This is a genomic window from Pseudomonas sp. Irchel 3H3 (genome assembly GCF_900187635.1).
GTDB lineage: Bacteria > Pseudomonadota > Gammaproteobacteria > Pseudomonadales > Pseudomonadaceae > Aquipseudomonas.
Window position 1 is genome coordinate 164,217 of the sequence record NZ_FYEC01000008.1, and the last position, 18,135, is coordinate 182,351.

21 protein-coding genes are annotated in these 18,135 nt (G+C 59.5%); 8 read left to right on the plus strand and 13 right to left on the minus strand.

Features of this window, described 5'->3' with window-relative positions; translation table 11 throughout:
* Window positions 1–63: 63 nt before the first annotated feature.
* The 7 genes from CKW24_RS12005 to CKW24_RS12035 form a co-directional block, all read right to left on the minus strand.
* Window positions 64–3,690: a transporter substrate-binding domain-containing protein gene (locus CKW24_RS12005; RefSeq protein WP_095168145.1), complete on the minus strand. Its 3,627-nt coding sequence runs from the start codon at window positions 3,688–3,690 to the stop codon at window positions 64–66.
* An 8-nt stretch (window positions 3,691–3,698) separates the two neighbouring features.
* Window positions 3,699–4,325 carry a response regulator transcription factor gene (locus CKW24_RS12010; RefSeq protein ID WP_095168147.1) on the minus strand — a complete coding sequence of 209 codons (627 nt, stop codon included), beginning with the start codon at window positions 4,323–4,325 and terminating at the stop codon, window positions 3,699–3,701.
* Between the two features lie 251 nt (window positions 4,326–4,576).
* Window positions 4,577–4,975, minus strand: a complete 399-nt coding sequence (locus CKW24_RS12015) for a response regulator (protein WP_095168148.1) — start codon at window positions 4,973–4,975, stop codon at window positions 4,577–4,579.
* Window positions 4,976–5,236: 261 nt separating this feature from the next.
* Window positions 5,237–6,568 carry a deoxyguanosinetriphosphate triphosphohydrolase gene (locus CKW24_RS12020; RefSeq protein WP_095168150.1) on the minus strand — a complete coding sequence of 444 codons (1,332 nt, stop codon included), beginning with the start codon at window positions 6,566–6,568 and terminating at the stop codon, window positions 5,237–5,239.
* 115 nt (window positions 6,569–6,683) lie between these two features.
* The gene (locus CKW24_RS12025) at window positions 6,684–7,025 is read right to left on the minus strand and encodes a hypothetical protein (protein WP_095168152.1); all 342 of its coding nucleotides are present in this window, start codon (window positions 7,023–7,025) and stop codon (window positions 6,684–6,686) included.
* Window positions 7,022–7,411, minus strand: a complete 390-nt coding sequence (locus CKW24_RS12030; protein WP_095168154.1) for a phage holin family protein — start codon at window positions 7,409–7,411, stop codon at window positions 7,022–7,024. Before CKW24_RS12030 ends, CKW24_RS12025 begins: the two co-directional genes overlap by 4 nt.
* Before the next feature lies 1 nt (window position 7,412).
* Complete coding sequence (locus CKW24_RS12035) at window positions 7,413–7,727, minus strand: YqjD family protein (protein ID WP_095168156.1); 315 nt, start codon at window positions 7,725–7,727, stop codon at window positions 7,413–7,415.
* Window positions 7,728–8,051: 324 nt separating this feature from the next.
* Between CKW24_RS12035 and CKW24_RS12040 the strand changes: the two genes are divergently transcribed.
* The 5 genes from CKW24_RS12040 to CKW24_RS12060 all read left to right on the plus strand — a co-directional run bounded on the left by CKW24_RS12040 (window position 8,052) and on the right by CKW24_RS12060 (window position 11,497).
* Window positions 8,052–9,260, plus strand: coding sequence for an ammonium transporter (locus CKW24_RS12040; RefSeq protein WP_095168158.1), 1,209 nt, complete (start codon window positions 8,052–8,054; stop codon window positions 9,258–9,260).
* Between the two features lie 76 nt (window positions 9,261–9,336).
* Window positions 9,337–9,573: a glutaredoxin family protein gene (locus tag CKW24_RS12045; protein WP_095168160.1), complete on the plus strand. Its 237-nt coding sequence runs from the start codon at window positions 9,337–9,339 to the stop codon at window positions 9,571–9,573.
* Window positions 9,574–9,689: 116 nt separating this feature from the next.
* Window positions 9,690–10,121, plus strand: a complete 432-nt coding sequence (locus CKW24_RS12050) for a LexA family transcriptional regulator (protein ID WP_095168161.1) — start codon at window positions 9,690–9,692, stop codon at window positions 10,119–10,121.
* A gap of 71 nt (window positions 10,122–10,192) precedes the next feature.
* The gene (locus tag CKW24_RS12055; protein WP_095168163.1) at window positions 10,193–10,522 is read left to right on the plus strand and encodes a transcriptional regulator; all 330 of its coding nucleotides are present in this window, start codon (window positions 10,193–10,195) and stop codon (window positions 10,520–10,522) included.
* An 84-nt stretch (window positions 10,523–10,606) separates the two neighbouring features.
* On the plus strand, window positions 10,607–11,497 hold the full coding sequence (locus CKW24_RS12060; protein WP_095168165.1) for a pseudouridine synthase: 891 nt from the start codon (window positions 10,607–10,609) through the stop codon (window positions 11,495–11,497).
* A gap of 99 nt (window positions 11,498–11,596) precedes the next feature.
* Here the strand turns inward: CKW24_RS12060 and CKW24_RS12065 are convergent, their stop codons facing one another.
* Both CKW24_RS12065 and mobA read right to left on the minus strand, forming a co-directional pair.
* Window positions 11,597–11,818: a YgdI/YgdR family lipoprotein gene (locus CKW24_RS12065; RefSeq protein ID WP_095168167.1), complete on the minus strand. Its 222-nt coding sequence runs from the start codon at window positions 11,816–11,818 to the stop codon at window positions 11,597–11,599.
* Between the two features lie 76 nt (window positions 11,819–11,894).
* Complete coding sequence (gene mobA / locus CKW24_RS12070; protein WP_095168169.1) at window positions 11,895–12,497, minus strand: molybdenum cofactor guanylyltransferase MobA; 603 nt, start codon at window positions 12,495–12,497, stop codon at window positions 11,895–11,897.
* An 81-nt stretch (window positions 12,498–12,578) separates the two neighbouring features.
* Between mobA and moaB the strand changes: the two genes are divergently transcribed.
* A complete protein-coding gene (moaB, locus tag CKW24_RS12075; protein ID WP_095168171.1) occupies window positions 12,579–13,118 on the plus strand; it encodes a molybdenum cofactor biosynthesis protein B in 540 nt (179 codons plus the stop codon).
* Window positions 13,119–13,140: 22 nt separating this feature from the next.
* On the plus strand, window positions 13,141–14,328 hold the full coding sequence (glp, locus tag CKW24_RS12080) for a gephyrin-like molybdotransferase Glp (protein ID WP_177440627.1): 1,188 nt from the start codon (window positions 13,141–13,143) through the stop codon (window positions 14,326–14,328).
* 41 nt (window positions 14,329–14,369) lie between these two features.
* On the opposite strand, the gene CKW24_RS12085 is transcribed toward glp, so the two are convergent.
* The gene (locus tag CKW24_RS12085; protein ID WP_095168175.1) at window positions 14,370–14,561 is read right to left on the minus strand and encodes a hypothetical protein; all 192 of its coding nucleotides are present in this window, start codon (window positions 14,559–14,561) and stop codon (window positions 14,370–14,372) included.
* Between the two features lie 324 nt (window positions 14,562–14,885).
* On the opposite strand from CKW24_RS12085, the gene yegS reads away from it, so the two are divergent.
* Window positions 14,886–15,779 carry a lipid kinase YegS gene (gene yegS, locus CKW24_RS12090; protein WP_095168177.1) on the plus strand — a complete coding sequence of 298 codons (894 nt, stop codon included), beginning with the start codon at window positions 14,886–14,888 and terminating at the stop codon, window positions 15,777–15,779.
* A gap of 6 nt (window positions 15,780–15,785) precedes the next feature.
* Here yegS and CKW24_RS12095 read toward each other — a convergent pair whose 3' ends face one another.
* From CKW24_RS12095 to CKW24_RS12105, 3 genes are all read right to left on the minus strand, one after another.
* Window positions 15,786–16,445 carry a response regulator transcription factor gene (locus tag CKW24_RS12095; RefSeq protein WP_095168179.1) on the minus strand — a complete coding sequence of 220 codons (660 nt, stop codon included), beginning with the start codon at window positions 16,443–16,445 and terminating at the stop codon, window positions 15,786–15,788.
* Window positions 16,442–17,335 (minus strand): sensor histidine kinase, encoded by an 894-nt coding sequence (locus CKW24_RS12100; protein ID WP_095168181.1) that lies wholly within the window; start codon window positions 17,333–17,335, stop codon window positions 16,442–16,444. The genes CKW24_RS12095 and CKW24_RS12100 overlap by 4 nt, the downstream gene beginning before the upstream one ends.
* Before the next feature lie 240 nt (window positions 17,336–17,575).
* A complete protein-coding gene (locus CKW24_RS12105; protein ID WP_095168183.1) occupies window positions 17,576–18,046 on the minus strand; it encodes a hypothetical protein in 471 nt (156 codons plus the stop codon).
* Window positions 18,047–18,135 lie beyond the last annotated feature (89 nt).

Sequence of the window (18,135 nt, forward strand, 5' to 3'; positions counted from 1 at the left end):
GTGAATCCTTGAGGCTGTCCGAGCGCCAGGGCCAGCAGGGTTCAAACTGTGGCCCGGGAGATGTCAGGTCGAAGATTGAGCAATCTCTCGTTGCAGTGCCTGCTCCAGTTCCAGCATGGCCTGCTGTATCGCCTCGGTGCAGGTCGCCAGCCTGGCCTCGGTGAACGCTTCGTGGCACATCCGCTCAAGTGCCTCACAGCTGTCCATCAGTCTGGTGGCCTGGACGATGCGGGCCGCGCCTTTGATTTTGTGGGCGATATCGATGAATCCCTCGCGCCCGCTGGCCGGCGACAAGTCGAGCAGTTCTTGGCGATCGAGGCGGTTGCTGTTGAGCAACTCGGTGAGCAGGCGCTGCACCAGTAAGGGGTCGCCACCGGTCAGTGCTTGCAGGCTCTGCAGGCTGAAGGCCGGTTCCTCGGTGAGAGGACGCAGGGTCTCCAGGCATTGGCTGAGTGTCGCCAGGCTGATGGGCTTGAACAGGCAATCGTTCATTCCGGCCTGGCGACATCGAGGTTTTTCCTCTGGCTGGGCGTTGGCAGTAAAGCCGAGCACCGTACACGGTGGGCGTTGTTCATCGTGTTCGATCCTGCGGATGGCCCGCGCCAGTTCGTAGCCATTCATCACCGGCATGTTGCAGTCGGCGATCACCAGGTCGAAATGACCCTCTTGCCAGGCCGCCAATCCTTGCGCACCGTCGTTCGCCGTGACCCAACGATGCCCCAGGAACCCCAGTTGCTGGCTCATCAGCAGCCGATTTGCCGGATGATCGTCGACCACCAGCACGTTCAAGCAGGTCTGGCCAGGTGCGACCAGCGCCGGCAGTGGCTCCTGCACAGTGGCGCCTGGCAGCGGCGTCATGGGCAGGTCAACCCGGATCTCGGTGCCGACTCCCGGTTGGCTGCTCAGTTGCAGGTCGCCGCCCATCATTTCGCACAGGCTGCGGCAGATCACCAGACCCAGGCCGGCTCCGCTCCTGGCCATTTGGCCGGTGTTCTGCGCCTGGGCGAAGGGTTCGAACAACAGGCGCTGGTCGTCCGCACTGATGCCGACCCCCGTATCGGTGATGTACATGACCATCTGCTGCTGGTCGGCGCCCTCGACCGTCACCAACCGGACCTTGATGCTGACTTTTCCCTGCTCAGTAAACTTGATGGCATTGCTGATCAGGTTGGACAGAATCTGTTTCAGGCGCAGAGGGTCGGTCAGCACATCCGGCTGCGCCGTCGCGTCGGGAAAGTCGAGGCTCAGCGTCAGTTTCTTCTGCCGCGCGAGTCCGTCAAAGACCCGTATCACCGCTTCCAGGGTGACGCCGAGATTGACCCGTTCGGGCGCCAGGCTCAGGCGGCCGGATTCGATTCGGGCAATGTCGAGAATGTCACCGATGAGCTCCAGCAGGTCCTTGGCCGAGTTATAGGCCACTTCAATGGCGGGACGATCCTGCAGGCTATGTTCATCGCGTTCGAGGGTCAGTTCGAGCATACCGATCACGGCGTTCATCGGCGTACGGATTTCATGGCTCATGGTGGCCAGGAAGGTGCTCTTGGCGCGGTTTGCTTCATCGGCGCGCTCTTTGGCGGACCTGAGATCATCAAACAGCTGGCGTCTGTCGCTGATGTCGATCCAGCCGCCGATAATTCCCTGGACCTCTCCCGTGGAATCCCGATAGGGCAGGATCCAGTGATAGATCGTCAGTTTTGTGCTGCCGATGTGCAGGGTGCGATCGAGCAGCATCGGCACGCCCTCGGCCATCACTCGCTGATAGTCCGCCTGGTATTCCCCGGCTTCAAAGGCGTTGCTCATGGAGCCTTGCATGACGGTTTTGCCGATCACCTCCTCGCGTTTGGCGCAGAAGGTTTCCAGATAGCTGTCATTGCAACTTTTCAGCACCCCCTGGCGGTCGCGCACGTAGATGGGGTGGGGCGTGCCATTGACCAGCGTGTGCATGAACTCGAGCTGGTCATTGAGGGCGCGCTCAACCTTTTGCCGCTGTTTGATCTGGCGACGCATGTGGGCGTTCCAGGCCAGGAGCATGAGCAGTACCAGGCTGCTGCCGATCACCAGTTGGTATAGCTGGCGCTGGTAGTTGCGCCAGGTGCCACTGGCCGGACCCATGTAGCCACGCCAGCGGCTGTTGATGATCCCCAGTTCGTCCGGGGCGATACTCAGCAGGGCCTTGTCGAGGATAGTACTCAACTCAATCGCACCACGGGCGGTGGCCAGGGAAACTGCGGCTTGCTGTGTGCCGACCGTTGCGCTGATCTGTAGTTGGTCCTCGAACAACTGCGCGGCGATGAAGTAGTTGGCGATGATCAGGGATTCAACCGCGCCCTGGACCTGGCCCTTGGCAAGCAACTCCACGGCGCTGAAGGCGTCCTGCGTTTGCACCAGGTGGATACCCGGGTGTTCGCGTTGCAGGTAATCACGCAATGGATTGTTTTCGGTGATTGCCAGGCTCTTGCCACGCAGTTGCTCGAGATCCGTCGGGCTGCCGGGGCTCTTGCTGCTCAGCAGTACATAGGAGCTTTCCAGGTAGGGGCGGGTGAAGCTCAGGCGTGTCTCGCGCTCGACACTGGGGGCAATGGCGGCAATCAGGTCGACGCGGTCCTCCTCAATCAGGTTGAGCATGGCGCGTTCGCTTGGGCTGCGATGAAGCTCGAAACGCAATCCGGTGCGCAACCTGATGAGCTCCAGCAGGTCGGCGGTGATCCCCCGCAGGTTGCCATCGGAATCAAAGAAGGTCAGCGGTGCAAAACCATCGTTGACGGCCACTCGCACCACTGGATGTTGCGCCAGCCAGCGTTCTTCACGATTGCTCAACTGCAGTTTGCGGTCAGTCAGCAGGATGTCACTGCCGGCGCTCCAGCGTTTGGCGATGTCTTCTCGCTCACGGGCCGGCACCCTTGCCAGGACCGTGTTGATGAGGTTCAACAACTCCTGGTTGTCCTGCTTGACGGCAAAGCTGAAACCATAGGCCTCGTGTTTACCGAAGTTGGCCATCCTGACGTTTTTCAGATAGCCCTTGTTGATCGTGAAGTGAGTGGAAATTGTATCGCCCAGAAACACGTCAGCCTGATCGAAGGCCACGGCATTGATCGCATTCTGAAAGGACGGGTAGGGTGTAATGATGGCGTTGGGGTACAGGGCCGTTACCTCTTCCAGAGGCAGGTAGTGGTAGACCATGCTCAAGCGCATGCCGGCCAGGCCCTCGGTCAGCGAGCGGGTTTCGGTCTCCCGGGTGACCAGGACCGGTTGGTCTATGGCGTAGGGGATCGACAGCGCGATGTTCGATTTCCTGGCTTCATAGCCGTTGGCCGTGCCCAGCAGGTCTACATCGCCGTTTTCCAGTGCCTGGATGGCGGCTTCTCGGGAAGGGTAGCGCCGGATCTGGATAGGCAGGCCCAGGGTGTTGCCGATGATACCCGCGTAATCTGCGGTGAATCCTTCATAGTCCTGGCCCCGGATTGTCAGGTCGAATGGTGGATAGTCGGGTGCCGAAGTCCCCAGGACCAGTCCGGGTCGGTCTTGTACCCACTGGCGCTGTGATAGATCCAGCTCAACGTCCATGGGTTTGGTCGTCGAGCGACTGAGCAGTGAGTAATTACCGATTTCTGGGTCTGCCATGCAGGCAGAGGCACTCAGGCAAAGTCCGACACTTAAATACAACAAATAGTCCTTTAAAGAACTGGGCATCCTGTCTCTCACACTAAAGCGTTGCGTTTTGCCATTTCGATGAGTTCCACCAGAGATTGTGCCTTGAGCTTTTGCATGAGCCTTTTTTTGTAGGTGCTGACAGTCTTGTTGCTGAGAAACATCCCTTTGGCAATTTCCTTGTTGCTGCGGCCTTGGGCAAACAATTGCAGGACCATCAGTTCGCGGTCATTGACGGAACGGAACAAGTCGAGTTCGGCGTTCAGTTCGTCATTGCTGCGCGAGGGGTTCAATGCCTGGCTGGGGAAGTAGTGATAGCCGGAAAAAACGGCGTTGATGGCGCTTACCAACTCGCTCAGGTCTTCCTGTTTGCAGACGTACCCGCATGCACCGGATTGCATGCAGCGAATGGCGAAAAGTTCCGGGCTCTGTGCGGTCAGTACCAGGGTTTTCAGGGGCGTATTCATGCTGTTGAAGCGCGAAAGAACTTCCAGACCATCCAGTTTTGGGATGCTGATATCGAGAATAATCAGATCAGGCATGCATTCGCGAACCATTTGCATGGCATCGACGCCGTTATCCGATTCCCCGACGACTTTGTAACCTTCATGTTCCAGCAACATACGAACGGCGAGACGAATGACGGGGTGATCGTCGACAATAAAAACGGTGTTCATAATCAAGTCCCATACGTGCGCAAATAAAGCGAGCACCTTAGCTCAGATAGCAGTAGCGACGTATGAACCGAGGGGGGCAGGAGTGCAATATAGGACGAGTCCTACATAAGAGAAGGCTAGGGATTACGCAGTAGGAAGGAATATCAGGAGGAAGTCTGCTGTCGAAAGCCTATGTTTAAACTTGTAAGTTGTAACGGGAAGGACGCTTGTAATTGGGTGGGAGACTCAGGGGGGGGCAGTAGTGACGATGCTCAGCGATTACGCTGCTCTGACATCAGCAGGTTAATAAACTCGGTTTTTTTCAGCGGCTTTGCCAGATAACCGAGTAAGGGTAGTCGATGTTCATCAGCGGCTTTTTTCAAAGTGTTTAATTCCCGGCTGTCAAGGCTGCTCAGGAGAATGGCTTGTTGTATTAGTCCCTGCAGGCTCGCAATACCAATCAGTTCCAGGCCGGGAAGATCTGGAAGGCATTGGTCGCAGAGTAGCAGTTCAAAAGGTTGATGTGCCAGATTCATCTTTTGTAGTGCATTGTCGGCAGTGTCGGCGGTAGTGACTTGGGTGAAGCCGTAACTGTTAAGCAAGCAAAGTGTTGCCCTGAGTTGAAAGGGGTGGTCTTCAACCAACAGGATGCGTAAGTTGTAAGTTAACATTTGGCTTTCCTGGAAGAGAGATTGGCCTTGGGAGTGTCGGCGTTAGCTTTAATAGGAGATGGATTATCTTTTTTCTGTTGCTGGATATCTACCGCTGTATTGATTTTTGATCATAGTGTTCAGCATAGAAGCGAAGTTGTATGTGTACCGATACTCTCGTCGTCATTCAATTCGACGCTAACCGTAGGATGATTCCTGGGAGGCGCCGAGGACTGTAATCACCCGTCGCGGCCCAAAGAGGTGGCGCGACGGGTGCATGGGTCACGGTCGGCTGGAGCGTCCGGTCATCTCCATGGCCATTTCGCTGGCATAGCTGTCGGTCATGCCGGCTATGAAGTCGATCATGCGTAGAAACGAGGCATGTAGCGGACCGTGTGGATCGGGTGCGTTATTACCTAGCAGATCGAGAATGCGACGGTTCTTGAATGAGGCCGTACCGCCGCCGTGTTGCTCCAGCGCCGCGCCACAGAAGCCGTTCAAGAGTATTTCCAGCGTGGTGTAGGCGCCGATTTCATGCAGGGTCTTGCGTTTATCCTGGAAGATTTTCTTGCGGGCCATGTCCTTGGCATTCAATACGCAACGTTTGGCCGGGCCATGCATGTGCTCTACCAGGTCACCTTGCAGCGTGCCCGCCAGCAGGGCGTCCTGTTGCTCGACGAAGGCCCGCGCCGCGGCGTTGGTCAGGTGTTCAATGGCCTTGCCGCGCAAAATCGCCAGCTTGCGCCGGCGTGAGTCAGAGGGGCCAAGCTGGCGGTAGGTTTCCGGCAGGTCATCGCCCACCAGTCCGAGCAACAGCGATTCGACCTCGGCATATTCCAGCAGCTCCATTTCCAGGCCGTCTTCCAGGTCGATCAAGGCGTAGCAAATGTCATCCGCAGCCTCCATCAGGTAGACCAGGGGATGGCGGGCCCAGCGTTGTTCCTCCAGTTGCGGCAGACCGAGCTTCTGGGCAATTTGTTCGAGCAGGGGCAGTTCGCTCTGATAACAGCCGAACTTGTGTTTCTTGTAGCCCAGTGAGTCGGCGTGTCGTGCGGTCCAGGGGTACTTGAGGTAGGTGCCAAGGGTGGCGTAGGTCAGTCGGGTGCCGCCATCGAACTGGTGATACTCCAGTTGAGTCAGTACCCGGAAACCTTGCGCGTTGCCCTCGAAGTTGAGGAAGTCGTTACGTTCCACTTCACTCATTGCATCCAGCCAGCCTTTGTTCGCGGCTTGCTGGAACCAGTAGCGAATGGCGTCTTCGCCGGAGTGGCCAAAGGGTGGATTGCCAATGTCATGAGCCAGACAGGCCGATTGCACCACCATCCCCAAGTCACTGGGCTCGCACCAGTCGGGTAGGGCACTGCGGATGGTTTCACCGACGCGCATGCCCAGCGAACGCCCCACGCAGCTGACTTCCAGCGAATGGGTCAGGCGCGTGTGGATGTGATCGTTGCTGTGAACCGGGTGGACCTGGGTCTTGCGGCCCAGGCGACGGAAGGCCCCGGAGAAAATCACCCGGTCATGATCCTTGTGGAAAGGGCTGCGGCCAAGTTCTTCCGGACTGTGCACAGGTTTGCCGAGGCGTTCACGGTTAAGCAGGGTCTGCCAATCCAAGGCTGATCTCTCCGTCAGGGAACTGATGCGCTAGCTTCCCGGTTCAAGCGCCAGGCTGCAAGCCCGACCGAAGCTCTCGGGCAAGAGCTTCGGTCGGGCTGACATGATGTGTCGATCAGTCCTTGCGTGAGCTGCCCTGTAGCACCATACGAATCAGTGGCAGCAGCGTAGTGCCCAATCTGACTAGGCGGGTGGCACTGCGTATGCCGCCGCCCTTGGCGCCCTTGCCCGTCAGAAAGCCGAGCAGGGTAACCGCTGCCACTCCCCACAGCGGCGCATGCTTGATGCCCAGGCCGTCTTGGAAGCTCTGGCCCATGCCCCGTACACGCTGCAGCGGCTGCAACAATTGTTGCGACTCGTGACGGATTTCCTGGCGATGCATTTCCATGCGCAGGCGCAGCAGGGCCTTGCGCATTTCCTTGCGGGTACTGTTCTTGGGGATTTCAGGCAGGTTCATGGCAGCAGGCGCTCCCGGTCATTGGCCAGCTCTTCGAGGGTCGCGTGGAATGGCGAGGACTCATCGAAAATTGCCGCTTTCAGGCGCATCCCGCAAAACAGCGCGGCGGCCGCATAGAACACGCACAGGCCAATGATCGCGGTCAGGCGGTAAGTGTCCCAGAGCAGAATCATCACCAGTGCCGAAATCCCCACCAGCAACAGCAGGGCGAACACCAGGGCCAGGCCGGCAAACAGCAACAGGCTGACGGTACGGGCTTTCTGTTCCTGCAATTCGATGCCGAACAGCTCTACGTGGCTGTGCAGCAATCCCAGAAAAGCGGCGCCCAGGCGTCGCGGCGAGGAGCCAGTACCAGTCTCGGACGAGCCGGATTCACCGATAGCCATATCAGCGCCGTGTCGCCAGCAGGCCGATCAGGAAGCCGACACCGGCGGCGATCCCTACGGACTGCCAAGGGTTGGCCTGGACGTAGTCTTCGGTGGCCGTCACGGCGGCCTTGCCGCGTTCGGTCAGGGAGTCCTGGGTCAATTGCAGGGTTTCACGGGCACGCAACAGGCTCTGATGAATCTGGTCACGCAATTCGTCGGCTTGATCGCCAGCCAGGGTCGCGGTGTGCTCGAGCAAACGTTCGGTGTCGCTGACCAGAGTCTGAAAATCATCCATCAGGATTTCTTGAGCAGTCTTTGCTGTTTTGCTGGCCATGGTGATCTCCATAAGTGGCGTGTCAAAGGTTCGAGTATGGGCCTTGCACTAAGGTTCAGTGCAAATGACTGGTACAGCTTTTGCTATGTCCTGGTGCGCCGGGCGCTTCGATTGTCCTGAAACGGGCATGCCTGGCGAAAACCTTAACTCAAATAATAGAAACTCGCGGCAACATCGAAGCAATGATTGATCGCGTTGAAGTCTTTGCGCCAAAACGGTTCACCGTCAAACCGGGTTGAGACCAGGGAAAGTATCAACTTGGTGCGCGCACAGGCTCGACGAACTGCTTTGGTGCTATTTGCGGTTTGAAGGTCTGCCAATCCCATGGAAAATGTGCAAAGTGCAGTGGCCACCCTGGTCCATAGCTCCAATACCCTGTTCATCCTGATTGGCGCGGTGATGGTCCTGGCCATGCATGCCGGTTTTGCCTTTCTTGAAGTGGGTACGGTTCGCCAAAAGAATCAGGTCAATGCTCTGTCGAAGATCCTCAGCGACTTTGCGGTCTCGACACTGGCCTACTTCTTTATAGGCTACTGGATTTCCTACGGGGTCAATTTCCTGCAACCGGCCGCCGTGCTCAGCGCCGATCACGGGTATGGCCTGGTGAAGTTTTTCTTCCTGCTGACCTTTGCCGCCGCCATTCCAGCGATTATTTCGGGAGGGATCGCCGAGCGGGCGCGCTTCGTTCCGCAACTGTGCGCGACGGCGTTGATCGTGGCGTTTATCTACCCGTTTTTCGAAGGCATGGTCTGGAACGGCAATCTTGGCCTGCAGGCCTGGTTGCTGGAACAGTTTGGCGCCAGCTTCCATGACTTCGCGGGCTCCGTGGTGGTGCACGCCATGGGCGGCTGGCTGGCCCTGGCGGCAGTGCTGCTGCTCGGGCCACGTAACGGGCGATACCGCGAGGGGCGACTGGTGGCGTTTGCGCCGTCGAGCATTCCGTTCCTGGCCCTTGGCTCGTGGATACTGATCGTTGGCTGGTTCGGCTTTAACGTCATGAGTGCACAAACGCTGCAAGGGGTCAGTGGCCTGGTAGCGGTCAACTCGTTGATGGCGATGGTCGGCGGCACCATGGCGGCCCTGATCGTCGGACGTAACGACCCAGGGTTCCTGCACAACGGTCCCTTGGCCGGGCTGGTGGCCATCTGTGCAGGCTCCGACCTGATGCACCCGGTCGGTGCGTTGGTCACGGGGGCCATTGCCGGCGCCCTGTTTGTCTGGTGTTTTATCGCAGCGCAAAACCAATGGAAGATCGACGACGTACTCGGTGTCTGGCCACTGCATGGCCTATGCGGGGCCTGGGGCGGCATCGCCTGTGGGATTTTCGGCCAGACAGCATTGGGCGGTCTGGGTGGCGTCAGTCTGGTCAGTCAATTGATCGGCACCGCGTTGGGCATTGTCATCGCGCTACTCGGCGGACTGTTGGTATACGGCGTGATCAAGCGCCTGCACGGACTGCGCCTGAGCCAGGAAGAGGAGTACTACGGCGCTGATCTGTCGATCCACAAGATCGGCGCGGTCAGTCAGGACTGATGGTGGCCGCCCCGTGCTCGACGGTTTTTGGTGGCCAGCCTAGAATGAACACCCATTCTTTCGTGGTCCGTCTGTCATGCCCCCTGAATGCCAGTTGTTCGGCACCCTTGCCTGCCACCTGTGTGAACTCGCCGAAGCGGAACTGATGCCGCTGGTCGAGCACGGCCTGTTAGTAGAGCTGGTGGACATCGCCGATAGCCAGCAACTGTTCGATGCCTATGGCCTGCGGATCCCGGTGCTGCGCCGGGTCGATACCGGCGCGGAACTGGGCTGGCCCTTCGACGCCGAGCAAGTCGTCGCCTTCCTGCGCTGATACCTGGAGCCAGTTCAGCACCAAGCACTCCGTTTGTCGTGTCCCACGCGACATGCATTGGCACCCATCCGGATATTCGGTTACTGTATGTGCATACAGTTATCCGGGAGGCCGCCATGTCCCTCACCTTGCTCGCCAGTACCCAGCGCCTGCACTTGCCCGATGCCGATGAGCTGAGCCTCAGCGCCGTGCATTGTGCCGCCGAGGATCGAGGCCAGAACTTCTCCCTCGACCGAATTGTCGGCCTGGGCGCGCCCCAGGTACGTGCGGTGCTGGTGGAAGACGACAGCTTGCTGGGCTTTGGTATTTATCCAGGTGATCGCCTGATCGTCGATCGTTCGATCAGACCGGTTCAGGATCAGTACGTGGTGGCTCACCTCGATGGCGACAACGAATACTGCGTGCGCTTGCTGGCAGCCGACCCCAAGGGCGGGCTGCTGCTCAAGGCTGCCCGGCCCTCGGTGGCCTCGGTTGCTTTCGACGATCTCGACCCGGCCCCGATCTGGGGCGTAGTGCTCTGGGTGGTCAGCTATGTGGGACGTGGCTGAGGGCGGTCCAGCAAGCATTTGCATAAAGCGTCAGGCATCAGCGGGCGCATACGAAACAGGAGTGATACAGCATGGTCAATGTCGAACAGTTGAAAGCCAGCGTGAACCGGATGTCGGCCGACGTGGTGCGTGAGGCGGTTCTGGAGTTGCGGCTCGATGGCCTGGTGACGGAAGGGAAGACCCCATTCAACAAATTGCACTTCAATACCTGCTTTGCGGAAATCGAAGCCTTGTTCCAGCGCGCCGGGTATCACCGGCAACTGGATGTGGTGGGTTATCAGGGTTTGCTCTACGCGCTTTATGATCCCGGGCGCTGGGAAGCGGTGGAGGTATTGCGCTGGTTGAAAGAGTTCACCGAGGCTGCGGCCTTGCGCGAATCAATGGCCACCTGTGGGGCCTGAACCACGGCGGCACGGAATCTTCCCTAGGTGGGCTCCAGCTGTTGCTGGATAATGCTCGTCTGCATTAACCGCAAGAGCCTGTGTATGTCCACTTCATCATTTTCCGCCGCCCAGAGCCAGGCCAGCACGCTGTACCTGCCACCGGGTTCCTGGGTCACCGTGCTTGACTGCCTGTGCGAACACTTCAGTGCCATTGGGCGCGAACAGTGGCTGGACCGGATCGCCCGTGGTCGCGTCCTCGATGCCCAGGGCCAGGCGATTACCCTGGACCTGGCCTACAAGGAAGGCTTGCGGATCCATTACTTTCGCGAAGTGCCGGACGAAAAGGTCATCCCGGTTCTGGAAACGATCCTGTATGCCGACGAGCACCTGATCGTGGCGGACAAACCGCATTTTCTACCAGTGACGCCAGCGGGTGAATATGTCGAGCAGACCCTGCTGCGCCGCTTGATTCGCCGCCTGGACAATCCCCATCTGGTGCCGTTGCATCGCATCGATCGGCACACCGCCGGGCTGGTGCTGTTTTCCGCCAATCCGCAAAGCCGTTCGGCGTATCAGTCGCTGTTTCCAACCCGCAAGATCGACAAATACTACGAAGCCATTGCCCAGGCGTTGCCCCAGCTGGCATTTCCCTTGGTCCACAAAAGCCGGCTGGTGGATGGCGAACCCTTCTTTCGCATGCAGGAAGGCCCGGGGGTGAGTAACACCGAAACGGCGGTGCAGGTCCTGGAAAAGAATGGCGACCTCTGGCGGTACGGCTTGTCCCCGGTGACCGGGAAGAAGCACCAGTTACGGGTGCACATGACTGCGCTGGGGGCGAGCATCTGCAATGACCCGTTCTATCCGCAGGTACTGAAGGATGTCGAGGACGACTACGCCAATCCGCTGAAGCTGTTGGCCAGGGGGTTGCGCTTCAGCGATCCGCTGAGCGGTGTAGAGCGGGTTTTCGAAAGCCGGATCAGACTGGCCTGGTGAGTCTTCGCCATAGGAATTGCACAACAGGTTTTTCCGTCTCCCAGATACGACAACGCCCGCGCAGGGCGGGCATTGTCGTGCAGCCGTAGAGGCCGAGGGTTACAGCTCTTTAACGGTGCGAACCTGATCCTTGTTGATGCGGGTCTGCTTGCCGTCCAGTTGTTCGAACTCGTAGAAACCCGACTCGGAATCGAATCTAGGGCTATCGACAGACTGGATTTCGCGACCGTCATTCAAGGTGATGACTGCAGGCGAGGAGCAACCAGCAAGGGTGGCCAGGCCCAGAGCAAGCATGAAAGTAGCGAGGGTCCGTTGAGTCATGAGATGTCTCCGCAAATGAATTCTTTTAAGTACTGGACTTGAGACGTGTGACACGCCGGCAAGTTCCTTGGCGCCGTCATTCTGACACGCTGGCGTGCAGGCTTAACAGCTCGGGCGTATTGAGGTTGGCCAGGCGCTGATCATGGTCCGGGCACTGCATGGCCAAAGCACCCAGATTACGCATGATACGCCCAGGACTGCGCTCACCGGTATTCCAGGCGCTTTCAAACGCCTGCGCAAGCGCTACCGGGATCACGCATAACAACGGTTGCCAATGTTCACCCTGGCGCAGCATCAAGGGGGTGGCCGGGTGCTGGCTGGCGGCTGCGCGCATGTCGTGCACAAGCTGGGCATCAATGCGCGGCACATCGCACGGCAGCACCAGCAGATGGGCGTGCCGTGCCGCCGCCAGGCCCGCGCGAATGCCGGCCAACGGTCCAGGGAAGTCGGCAATCTCGTCGTGCACCAGTTGGTCGGCGTAGGCCGCGTACCGGTGCCGGTTACGGTTGCAGGAGATGATCAGGTCATCGGTCAAGCTGCGCGTCAGCCGGTGCAGATGGCTGATCAAAGGTTCGCCCTGCCACTCGAGTAAGCCCTTGTCCTGGCCGCCCATGCGCTGGCCGCGTCCGCCTGCCAGGAGCAGGATCGAGCAGGGTGGTAGCTGAACATTCAAGGGCATGGCGCTACTCCATCGGGGCGGCAAAAAAACAAGGCGCTGTGATATAACACCGGGCTGTTTCTCCTACAACTGGACGAGCCTATGAAAGCCAAGGCTGATGTACCTTTCGCCCCGCTGAACATCGCGGTGCTGACTGTCAGCGACACTCGCACACTGGACACCGATACCTCGGGACAGGTCTTTGTCGACCGTCTGGGCGCTGCCGGCCATCACCTCGCTGCACGGGTGCTGCTTAAAGATGACTTGTACAAAATACGTGCGCAAGTAGCCACCTGGATTGCCGACGACGTGGTGCAAGTGGTGCTGATTACCGGCGGGACTGGCTTCACCGGACGCGACAGCACCCCGGAAGCCGTCAGTTGCCTGCTGGACAAGCAGGTCGATGGCTTCGGCGAGTTGTTTCGCCAGATATCGGTGGCGGACATCGGCACCTCGACGGTGCAGTCCCGCGCGCTGGCCGGCCTGGCCAATGGCACCCTGGTGTGCTGCCTGCCGGGCTCCACCAATGCGGTACGCACTGGCTGGGATGGAATTCTGGCCGAGCAGTTGGATGTCCGTCACCGGCCGTGCAACTTTGTCGCCCATTTGAAGCAGGCGGCACCTTGTGAATCCCGTGGGTAAGCCTGGCAAGACCGGCAGCTTGATGCCAGTCGAAGTAGCATTGGCGCGCCTGCTGGAGATGGCCGAGGCTGCGCCGATTGTCGAGTTTGAGCACCTGCCGTTGGCGGCCGCTGAAGGCCGGGTGCTGGCCGAGGATCTGCTCTCGAGCCTCGATCTGCCGCCGTGGCCCAACAGTGCCATGGACGGCTACGCCGTACGCGTCGCCGACTGGACAGGCGAACCATTGCTCGTCAGCCAGAAGATCTTTGCTGGGATGGCTCCCGAGCCATTGGCTCCAGGTACCTGTGCGCGGATCTTTACCGGTGCCCCGGTGCCGGCCGGTGCGGACTGCGTTGAGATGCAGGAAAACACCGAGGTCCTGGCCGATCAGCGGGTGCGCTTCAGCGAGCCATTGCACGTCGGGCAGAACATCCGCCCGCAAGGGCAGGAGACCACCGTGGGCGAACGGGTGCTGAACGCCGGTACTCGCCTGGGACCGATCGAACTTGGCCTGGCCGCATCATTGGGCAATGCCGAGCTGCGGGTGGTCCGCAAAGTGCGGGTCGCCGTGCTGTCGACAGGGGATGAGTTGGTGGAGCCGGGGCAGGCACTCGGGCCTGGGCAGATCTACAACAGCAATCGGGTGCTGCTGTGCAGTTGGTTGCAGCGCCTGGGGTGTGAGGTGCTGGATGCGGGCATCTTGCCGGACAACCTGCAGGCCACCCGCGAGCGTCTTGCGCAACTGGGCAGCGTCGACCTGATCCTCTCCACTGGCGGGGTGTCAGTCGGCGAAGCGGATTTCCTTGGTATTGCGCTGCGCGAGGCGGGTGAATTGGCGTTATGGAAGCTGGCGATCAAACCCGGCAAACCCCTGACATTTGGGCACTTTCAAGGTGTGCCGGTGATTGGCTTGCCGGGCAATCCGGCGTCGACCCTGGTGACCTTCGCCTTGCTGGCGCGGCCCTATCTGTTACGACGCCAGGGCGTGACGGAGGTGACCCCGCTGCAGTTCCAGGTCCCGGCAGGGTTTGTCTGGCCCAAGGCCGGTAACCGTCGCGAGTACCTGCGTGGACGCCTGGAGCAGGGGCGGGCAATTGTCTATCGCAACCAGAGCTCCGGAGTGTTACGCAGTGCCGCGTGGGCCGAAGGGCTGGTCGAGGTGCTGGAGGAGCGCACCCTGGTCGAAGGTGATTGGGTGAACTTCATTCCATTGAGTGAAGTGCTTGGCTGATTCGCGCCACGCCCGTGCTGCAGCCCGGGTCTGGCGCATGCTTAGTTGAGTAGTGTCAGCAGTTGATCGAAGCGGCTGTTGGCAATCCAGCTGGCGAGACCGATGATCACGATGAGGATGCCGGTCGAGTAGGCAACCCTGTACCTGATAGCTTGCAACTCGTCCCGGGCCTGGTAAAGGTTCTTGTGCAGTGACTTGAGATGGGCCTCCAGTTCTGCGATACGAGGTTCCATGTCGCTTCCTTCGGCTGGTATGGACGTGCAACGGGTTGCCGAGTGTGGGTCGCCCTTGGGGGTTGTCGGTGCAGGTTTTTTTGTTGTGAAGCGGGTCAGGGTCTGGAGGGCGGTGCCATTCATAAGTATTCACTTCCTTGTGTATTACCGATCTGTTCCTGAGATGCCTGGACACAAGGTGTTCCAATATCAATTCAGCGTCAATTAGGCCGATTCGTCACAGGCTGTAAGAAAAAACTCGAAACTTATCGCGGTCGTTGGCTCTTTCAGTCGCGTGTGTGGTCAACATTTGCCAGAGGCCTTAGATCAACCGGGGAGATGACGATGAGTGAGCGCAAGGCGCTGTTGATTTTGCACGGTAAGCAGGCACTCAACGAAGAGGTCCGTTCGGCGGTCGAGGAAAAGCGCGAACAAGGCTGGGAACTGGCGGTGCGCCTGACGTGGGAAGCCGGGGACGCCCAGCGTCTGGTGCAAGAGGCACTGGCTGCGGGCTTTACCCGATTGATTGCCGGAGGTGGCGACGGTACCTTGCGCGACATCGCTGAAGCGCTGGCGGCGCAGACTGATCAAGCTAGCCTGGTGCTGCTGCCGTTGGGTACAGCCAATGACTTTGCGCGCGCAGCAGGGGTTTCCCTGGTCCCGCGAGAGGCGCTCGCGTTGCTCGACGTGTCGGCGCAACCGATCGACCTGGGGGAAGTGGGCGGTCAGGTATTTCTCAACATGGCGACCGGCGGATTTGGCAGCCAGGTGACGGCGAACACCTCTGAAGACCTGAAGAAGATGCTGGGCGGGGCGGCTTACCTGTTCACCGGACTGTCGCGCTTCAGCGAGTTGCATGCCGCCTACGGCGAGTTGCAAGGTCCCGATTTTCACTGGCATGGGCAGTTACTGGCACTGGGGATCGGCAATGGCCGGCAGGCCGGTGGCGGGCATGAGTTATGTCCGCAGGCGCTGGTCAATGACGGCCTGCTGGATGTCAGCATCCTCCCGGCACCGCAGGATGTCGTGGGCACGCTCAAGGATTTGTTGGCGGACGGTTGGGGCATCGACAACATGTTTGTCCGCGCGCGCCTGCCATGGGTCGAGATCAAGGTCTCGGAGGGGCTCTATATCAATCTTGATGGCGAGCCACTGGAAGGCGAGAGCCTGCGCTTTTCGGTGCGTCCTGGCGCATTGCGCGTGCATCTACCCGCGGACTCGCCTTTGCTCAAGGCGTGAACCGGGTCAGTCGTCGAGGCTGATGATGCGCTCGCGCACGGCAAATAGCACCAGCCCCGCCACCTCGTAGATCTGCAGGCGCTTCATGATCTGCGAGCGGTGGGTTTCCACGGTCTTGATACTCAGCCCCAGGCCGCAGGCAATCTCGCGAGTGGATTTGCCGCGTACGATCAGCCGCAGGATCTCCAGTTGCCGCGCGGTGAGGTTATGGCTATCAACGGTGGGAACCTGAGGGTTGTGGGCCCGTGCCAGCGCCTGGTCGATCACGGTGTGGGCGATGGCAGGGCTCAGGTAGCGTTCGTTGTTGCGCAGGGCTTCAAGGGCGTGCGCGAGCTCCGTGGCCGTGGTGTCCTTGAGCAGGTAGCCATGAGCCCCGGACTCCAGGGCGCGCATGACCAGCGTCGGATCGGTATGCATCGACAGGATCAGCACCTTGCTGTGCGGATGGACCGCCTTGAGCCTTTGCAGTGCGTCCAATCCGCCGACCTGCTTCATCGAGAGGTCGAGGACAATAATGTCCGGGTTCAAGGTCTCGACCATCTCCAGCACCTGGGCCCCATCGTCGGCTTCACCAATCACCGCATAGCCGGGAATATCCAGGACCAGCGCACGCACGCCAGCCCTGATCAGCGAGTGGTCATCTACCAGTAGCAAATTGCAAGTCAATGGGGAACCTTATGGGTGGCGGCTCGTTCGAGTGTGCGGGGTGCCCAGGGGAAAAGGGCGTCGATCCGTGTTCCCTTGACCGGGTCACTTCTGACGTCCAGCTTGCCGCCCAACTGCTCGACCCGTTCCGACATGCCCGCCATGCCACGCTGTCCTTCACGGCCAGGAAACGCGGCAGGACAAAAGCCCACGCCATCGTCACTGATCAACAGTGCCAGCCCCTCCGGGGTACGTTGCAAACGGACCAGCAGATTCTCGGCCTGGGCGTGGCGCAGCACATTGGTGATGGCTTCCTGGGTGACGCGAAACGCCGCGACCGCCATTTCTTCTGGAATGCCTGCCAGTTGCTGCTGGCATTCCAGGCTCCAGTGCAGGCTGTTGTTGGCCAGCGTCTTGAGCAGATGGGCGCGTAAACTGGCTTCCAGGCCCAGGCTCGACAGTTGCCGTGGATTGAGCACGACGCAGATGTCGTGCACCTTGCCCAAGGTGTCTTCCAGGGTTTCGCCGAGCAGGTTGCAGTGGCTGTGCAGTTCTGCTGGCAGGCGGCGCTTGAGCCATTCGTTTTGCAGTTTTGCTGCGGTGAGCAATTGGCCGATGTCGTCGTGCAACTCCCGGCTGAGTCGATGACGTTCGCTTTCCTGGACCTGCAGCAAGCGGTCCGCCAACTCGTGGGGCTGAAACTTGATGGCGCTGCGCAAGCGCAGGTATTGGCGCAATACGCCGATTGCCGCCGCCAGGCTCAACACCAGCAAGGCCAATGACACCGGGCTGGACAGGGAATAGGCCAGCAGGCAACCGATGGCAGTGCAAAGGCAAAGCAGCAGGGTCAGGCGTTGTGCTGCCTGTCGGGAGGGGCGCCAGTTCATGACTGATTTGAGGCTGGCGTGCATGGCGCAGGGAACCCATGAATGTTCGCTGTGGGCTGGCCGGTCAGGGTGATTGACTGGAGCGGGCGGCTGCAAAGCAGAGCAGTCTGAGGGGCAAGGTAGAGCCTTGCACTTCCCGTCGCCAAGGGCCGGGATTCAGAGTGTCATTTCTGTAGCGTCAATTAATTGGTGCGCATGTTACCACCTAAGGTGCGGTTGGTCGCGCTTGCGCACATCGCCCCGGCACGGTCTTGATGACGAGCTTTACGCCCGCCTGGTGGCCATGTTTGCGCAGGCCAGGCCGCTGGTCGGCCCGGCGAACGGAAAGGCCGCACAGTCGATTTGCGCCACGAATGCCTCAAGCAAAAACGCCTGCTCGGTGTTGTCGAGGCGCAGATCACCGGTATGTCGATCGACCAGTTCCAGTTGCCAGGCGATCAGCGTCAAACACTCCTTTAAAGCACCAAGTGCCTGGTCATGCAGATCGACTTGCCCCCGTACCTGGCTGAGTACGGCGTGAAGGGAGCGGGCAAATGTACAGATGGCGCCCAGGGCCAGGACGTCCGCGCGATTGGCCAGGGTCAGCAGAGTGCCAAGCAGGCAGTGGATGGCGTCCGGGTCGTTTTTGATCAATTGCAGGTGCGCCAGGCACTCCTCCGATTTTGCCAGCAGCATTTCGGCTTCAATCAGGAATTCAGGCAGTCGAGGGTTCCAGTTATTCCGTTCGATCAACATGCTTTTCTCCACGACTTCAAGTCAGGTAGGGCAATCGGGCGTCTGGTGAACGGGGCTAAGTTACTGTCTGCAATTGCACAAAGTCTGTA

Coding starts and splice junctions, on each gene's coding strand:
- CKW24_RS12065 (WP_095168167.1), bottom strand. CDS start 11,818: ATGACTCAACGGACCCTCGCTACTTTCATGCTTGCTCTGGGCCTGGCC.
- glp (WP_177440627.1), top strand. CDS start 13,141: ATGCCAGTCGAAGTAGCATTGGCGCGCCTGCTGGAGATGGCCGAGGCT.
- CKW24_RS12060 (WP_095168165.1), top strand. CDS start 10,607: ATGTCCACTTCATCATTTTCCGCCGCCCAGAGCCAGGCCAGCACGCTG.
- mobA (WP_095168169.1), bottom strand. CDS start 12,497: ATGCCCTTGAATGTTCAGCTACCACCCTGCTCGATCCTGCTCCTGGCA.
- CKW24_RS12085 (WP_095168175.1), bottom strand. CDS start 14,561: ATGGAACCTCGTATCGCAGAACTGGAGGCCCATCTCAAGTCACTGCAC.
- CKW24_RS12105 (WP_095168183.1), bottom strand. CDS start 18,046: ATGTTGATCGAACGGAATAACTGGAACCCTCGACTGCCTGAATTCCTG.
- yegS (WP_095168177.1), top strand. CDS start 14,886: ATGAGTGAGCGCAAGGCGCTGTTGATTTTGCACGGTAAGCAGGCACTC.
- CKW24_RS12005 (WP_095168145.1), bottom strand. CDS start 3,690: ATGCCCAGTTCTTTAAAGGACTATTTGTTGTATTTAAGTGTCGGACTT.
- moaB (WP_095168171.1), top strand. CDS start 12,579: ATGAAAGCCAAGGCTGATGTACCTTTCGCCCCGCTGAACATCGCGGTG.
- CKW24_RS12035 (WP_095168156.1), bottom strand. CDS start 7,727: ATGGCCAGCAAAACAGCAAAGACTGCTCAAGAAATCCTGATGGATGAT.
- CKW24_RS12030 (WP_095168154.1), bottom strand. CDS start 7,411: ATGGCTATCGGTGAATCCGGCTCGTCCGAGACTGGTACTGGCTCCTCG.
- CKW24_RS12100 (WP_095168181.1), bottom strand. CDS start 17,335: ATGCACGCCAGCCTCAAATCAGTCATGAACTGGCGCCCCTCCCGACAG.
- CKW24_RS12050 (WP_095168161.1), top strand. CDS start 9,690: ATGTCCCTCACCTTGCTCGCCAGTACCCAGCGCCTGCACTTGCCCGAT.
- CKW24_RS12040 (WP_095168158.1), top strand. CDS start 8,052: ATGGAAAATGTGCAAAGTGCAGTGGCCACCCTGGTCCATAGCTCCAAT.
- CKW24_RS12055 (WP_095168163.1), top strand. CDS start 10,193: ATGGTCAATGTCGAACAGTTGAAAGCCAGCGTGAACCGGATGTCGGCC.
- CKW24_RS12015 (WP_095168148.1), bottom strand. CDS start 4,975: ATGTTAACTTACAACTTACGCATCCTGTTGGTTGAAGACCACCCCTTT.
- CKW24_RS12045 (WP_095168160.1), top strand. CDS start 9,337: ATGCCCCCTGAATGCCAGTTGTTCGGCACCCTTGCCTGCCACCTGTGT.
- CKW24_RS12010 (WP_095168147.1), bottom strand. CDS start 4,325: ATGAACACCGTTTTTATTGTCGACGATCACCCCGTCATTCGTCTCGCC.
- CKW24_RS12025 (WP_095168152.1), bottom strand. CDS start 7,025: ATGAACCTGCCTGAAATCCCCAAGAACAGTACCCGCAAGGAAATGCGC.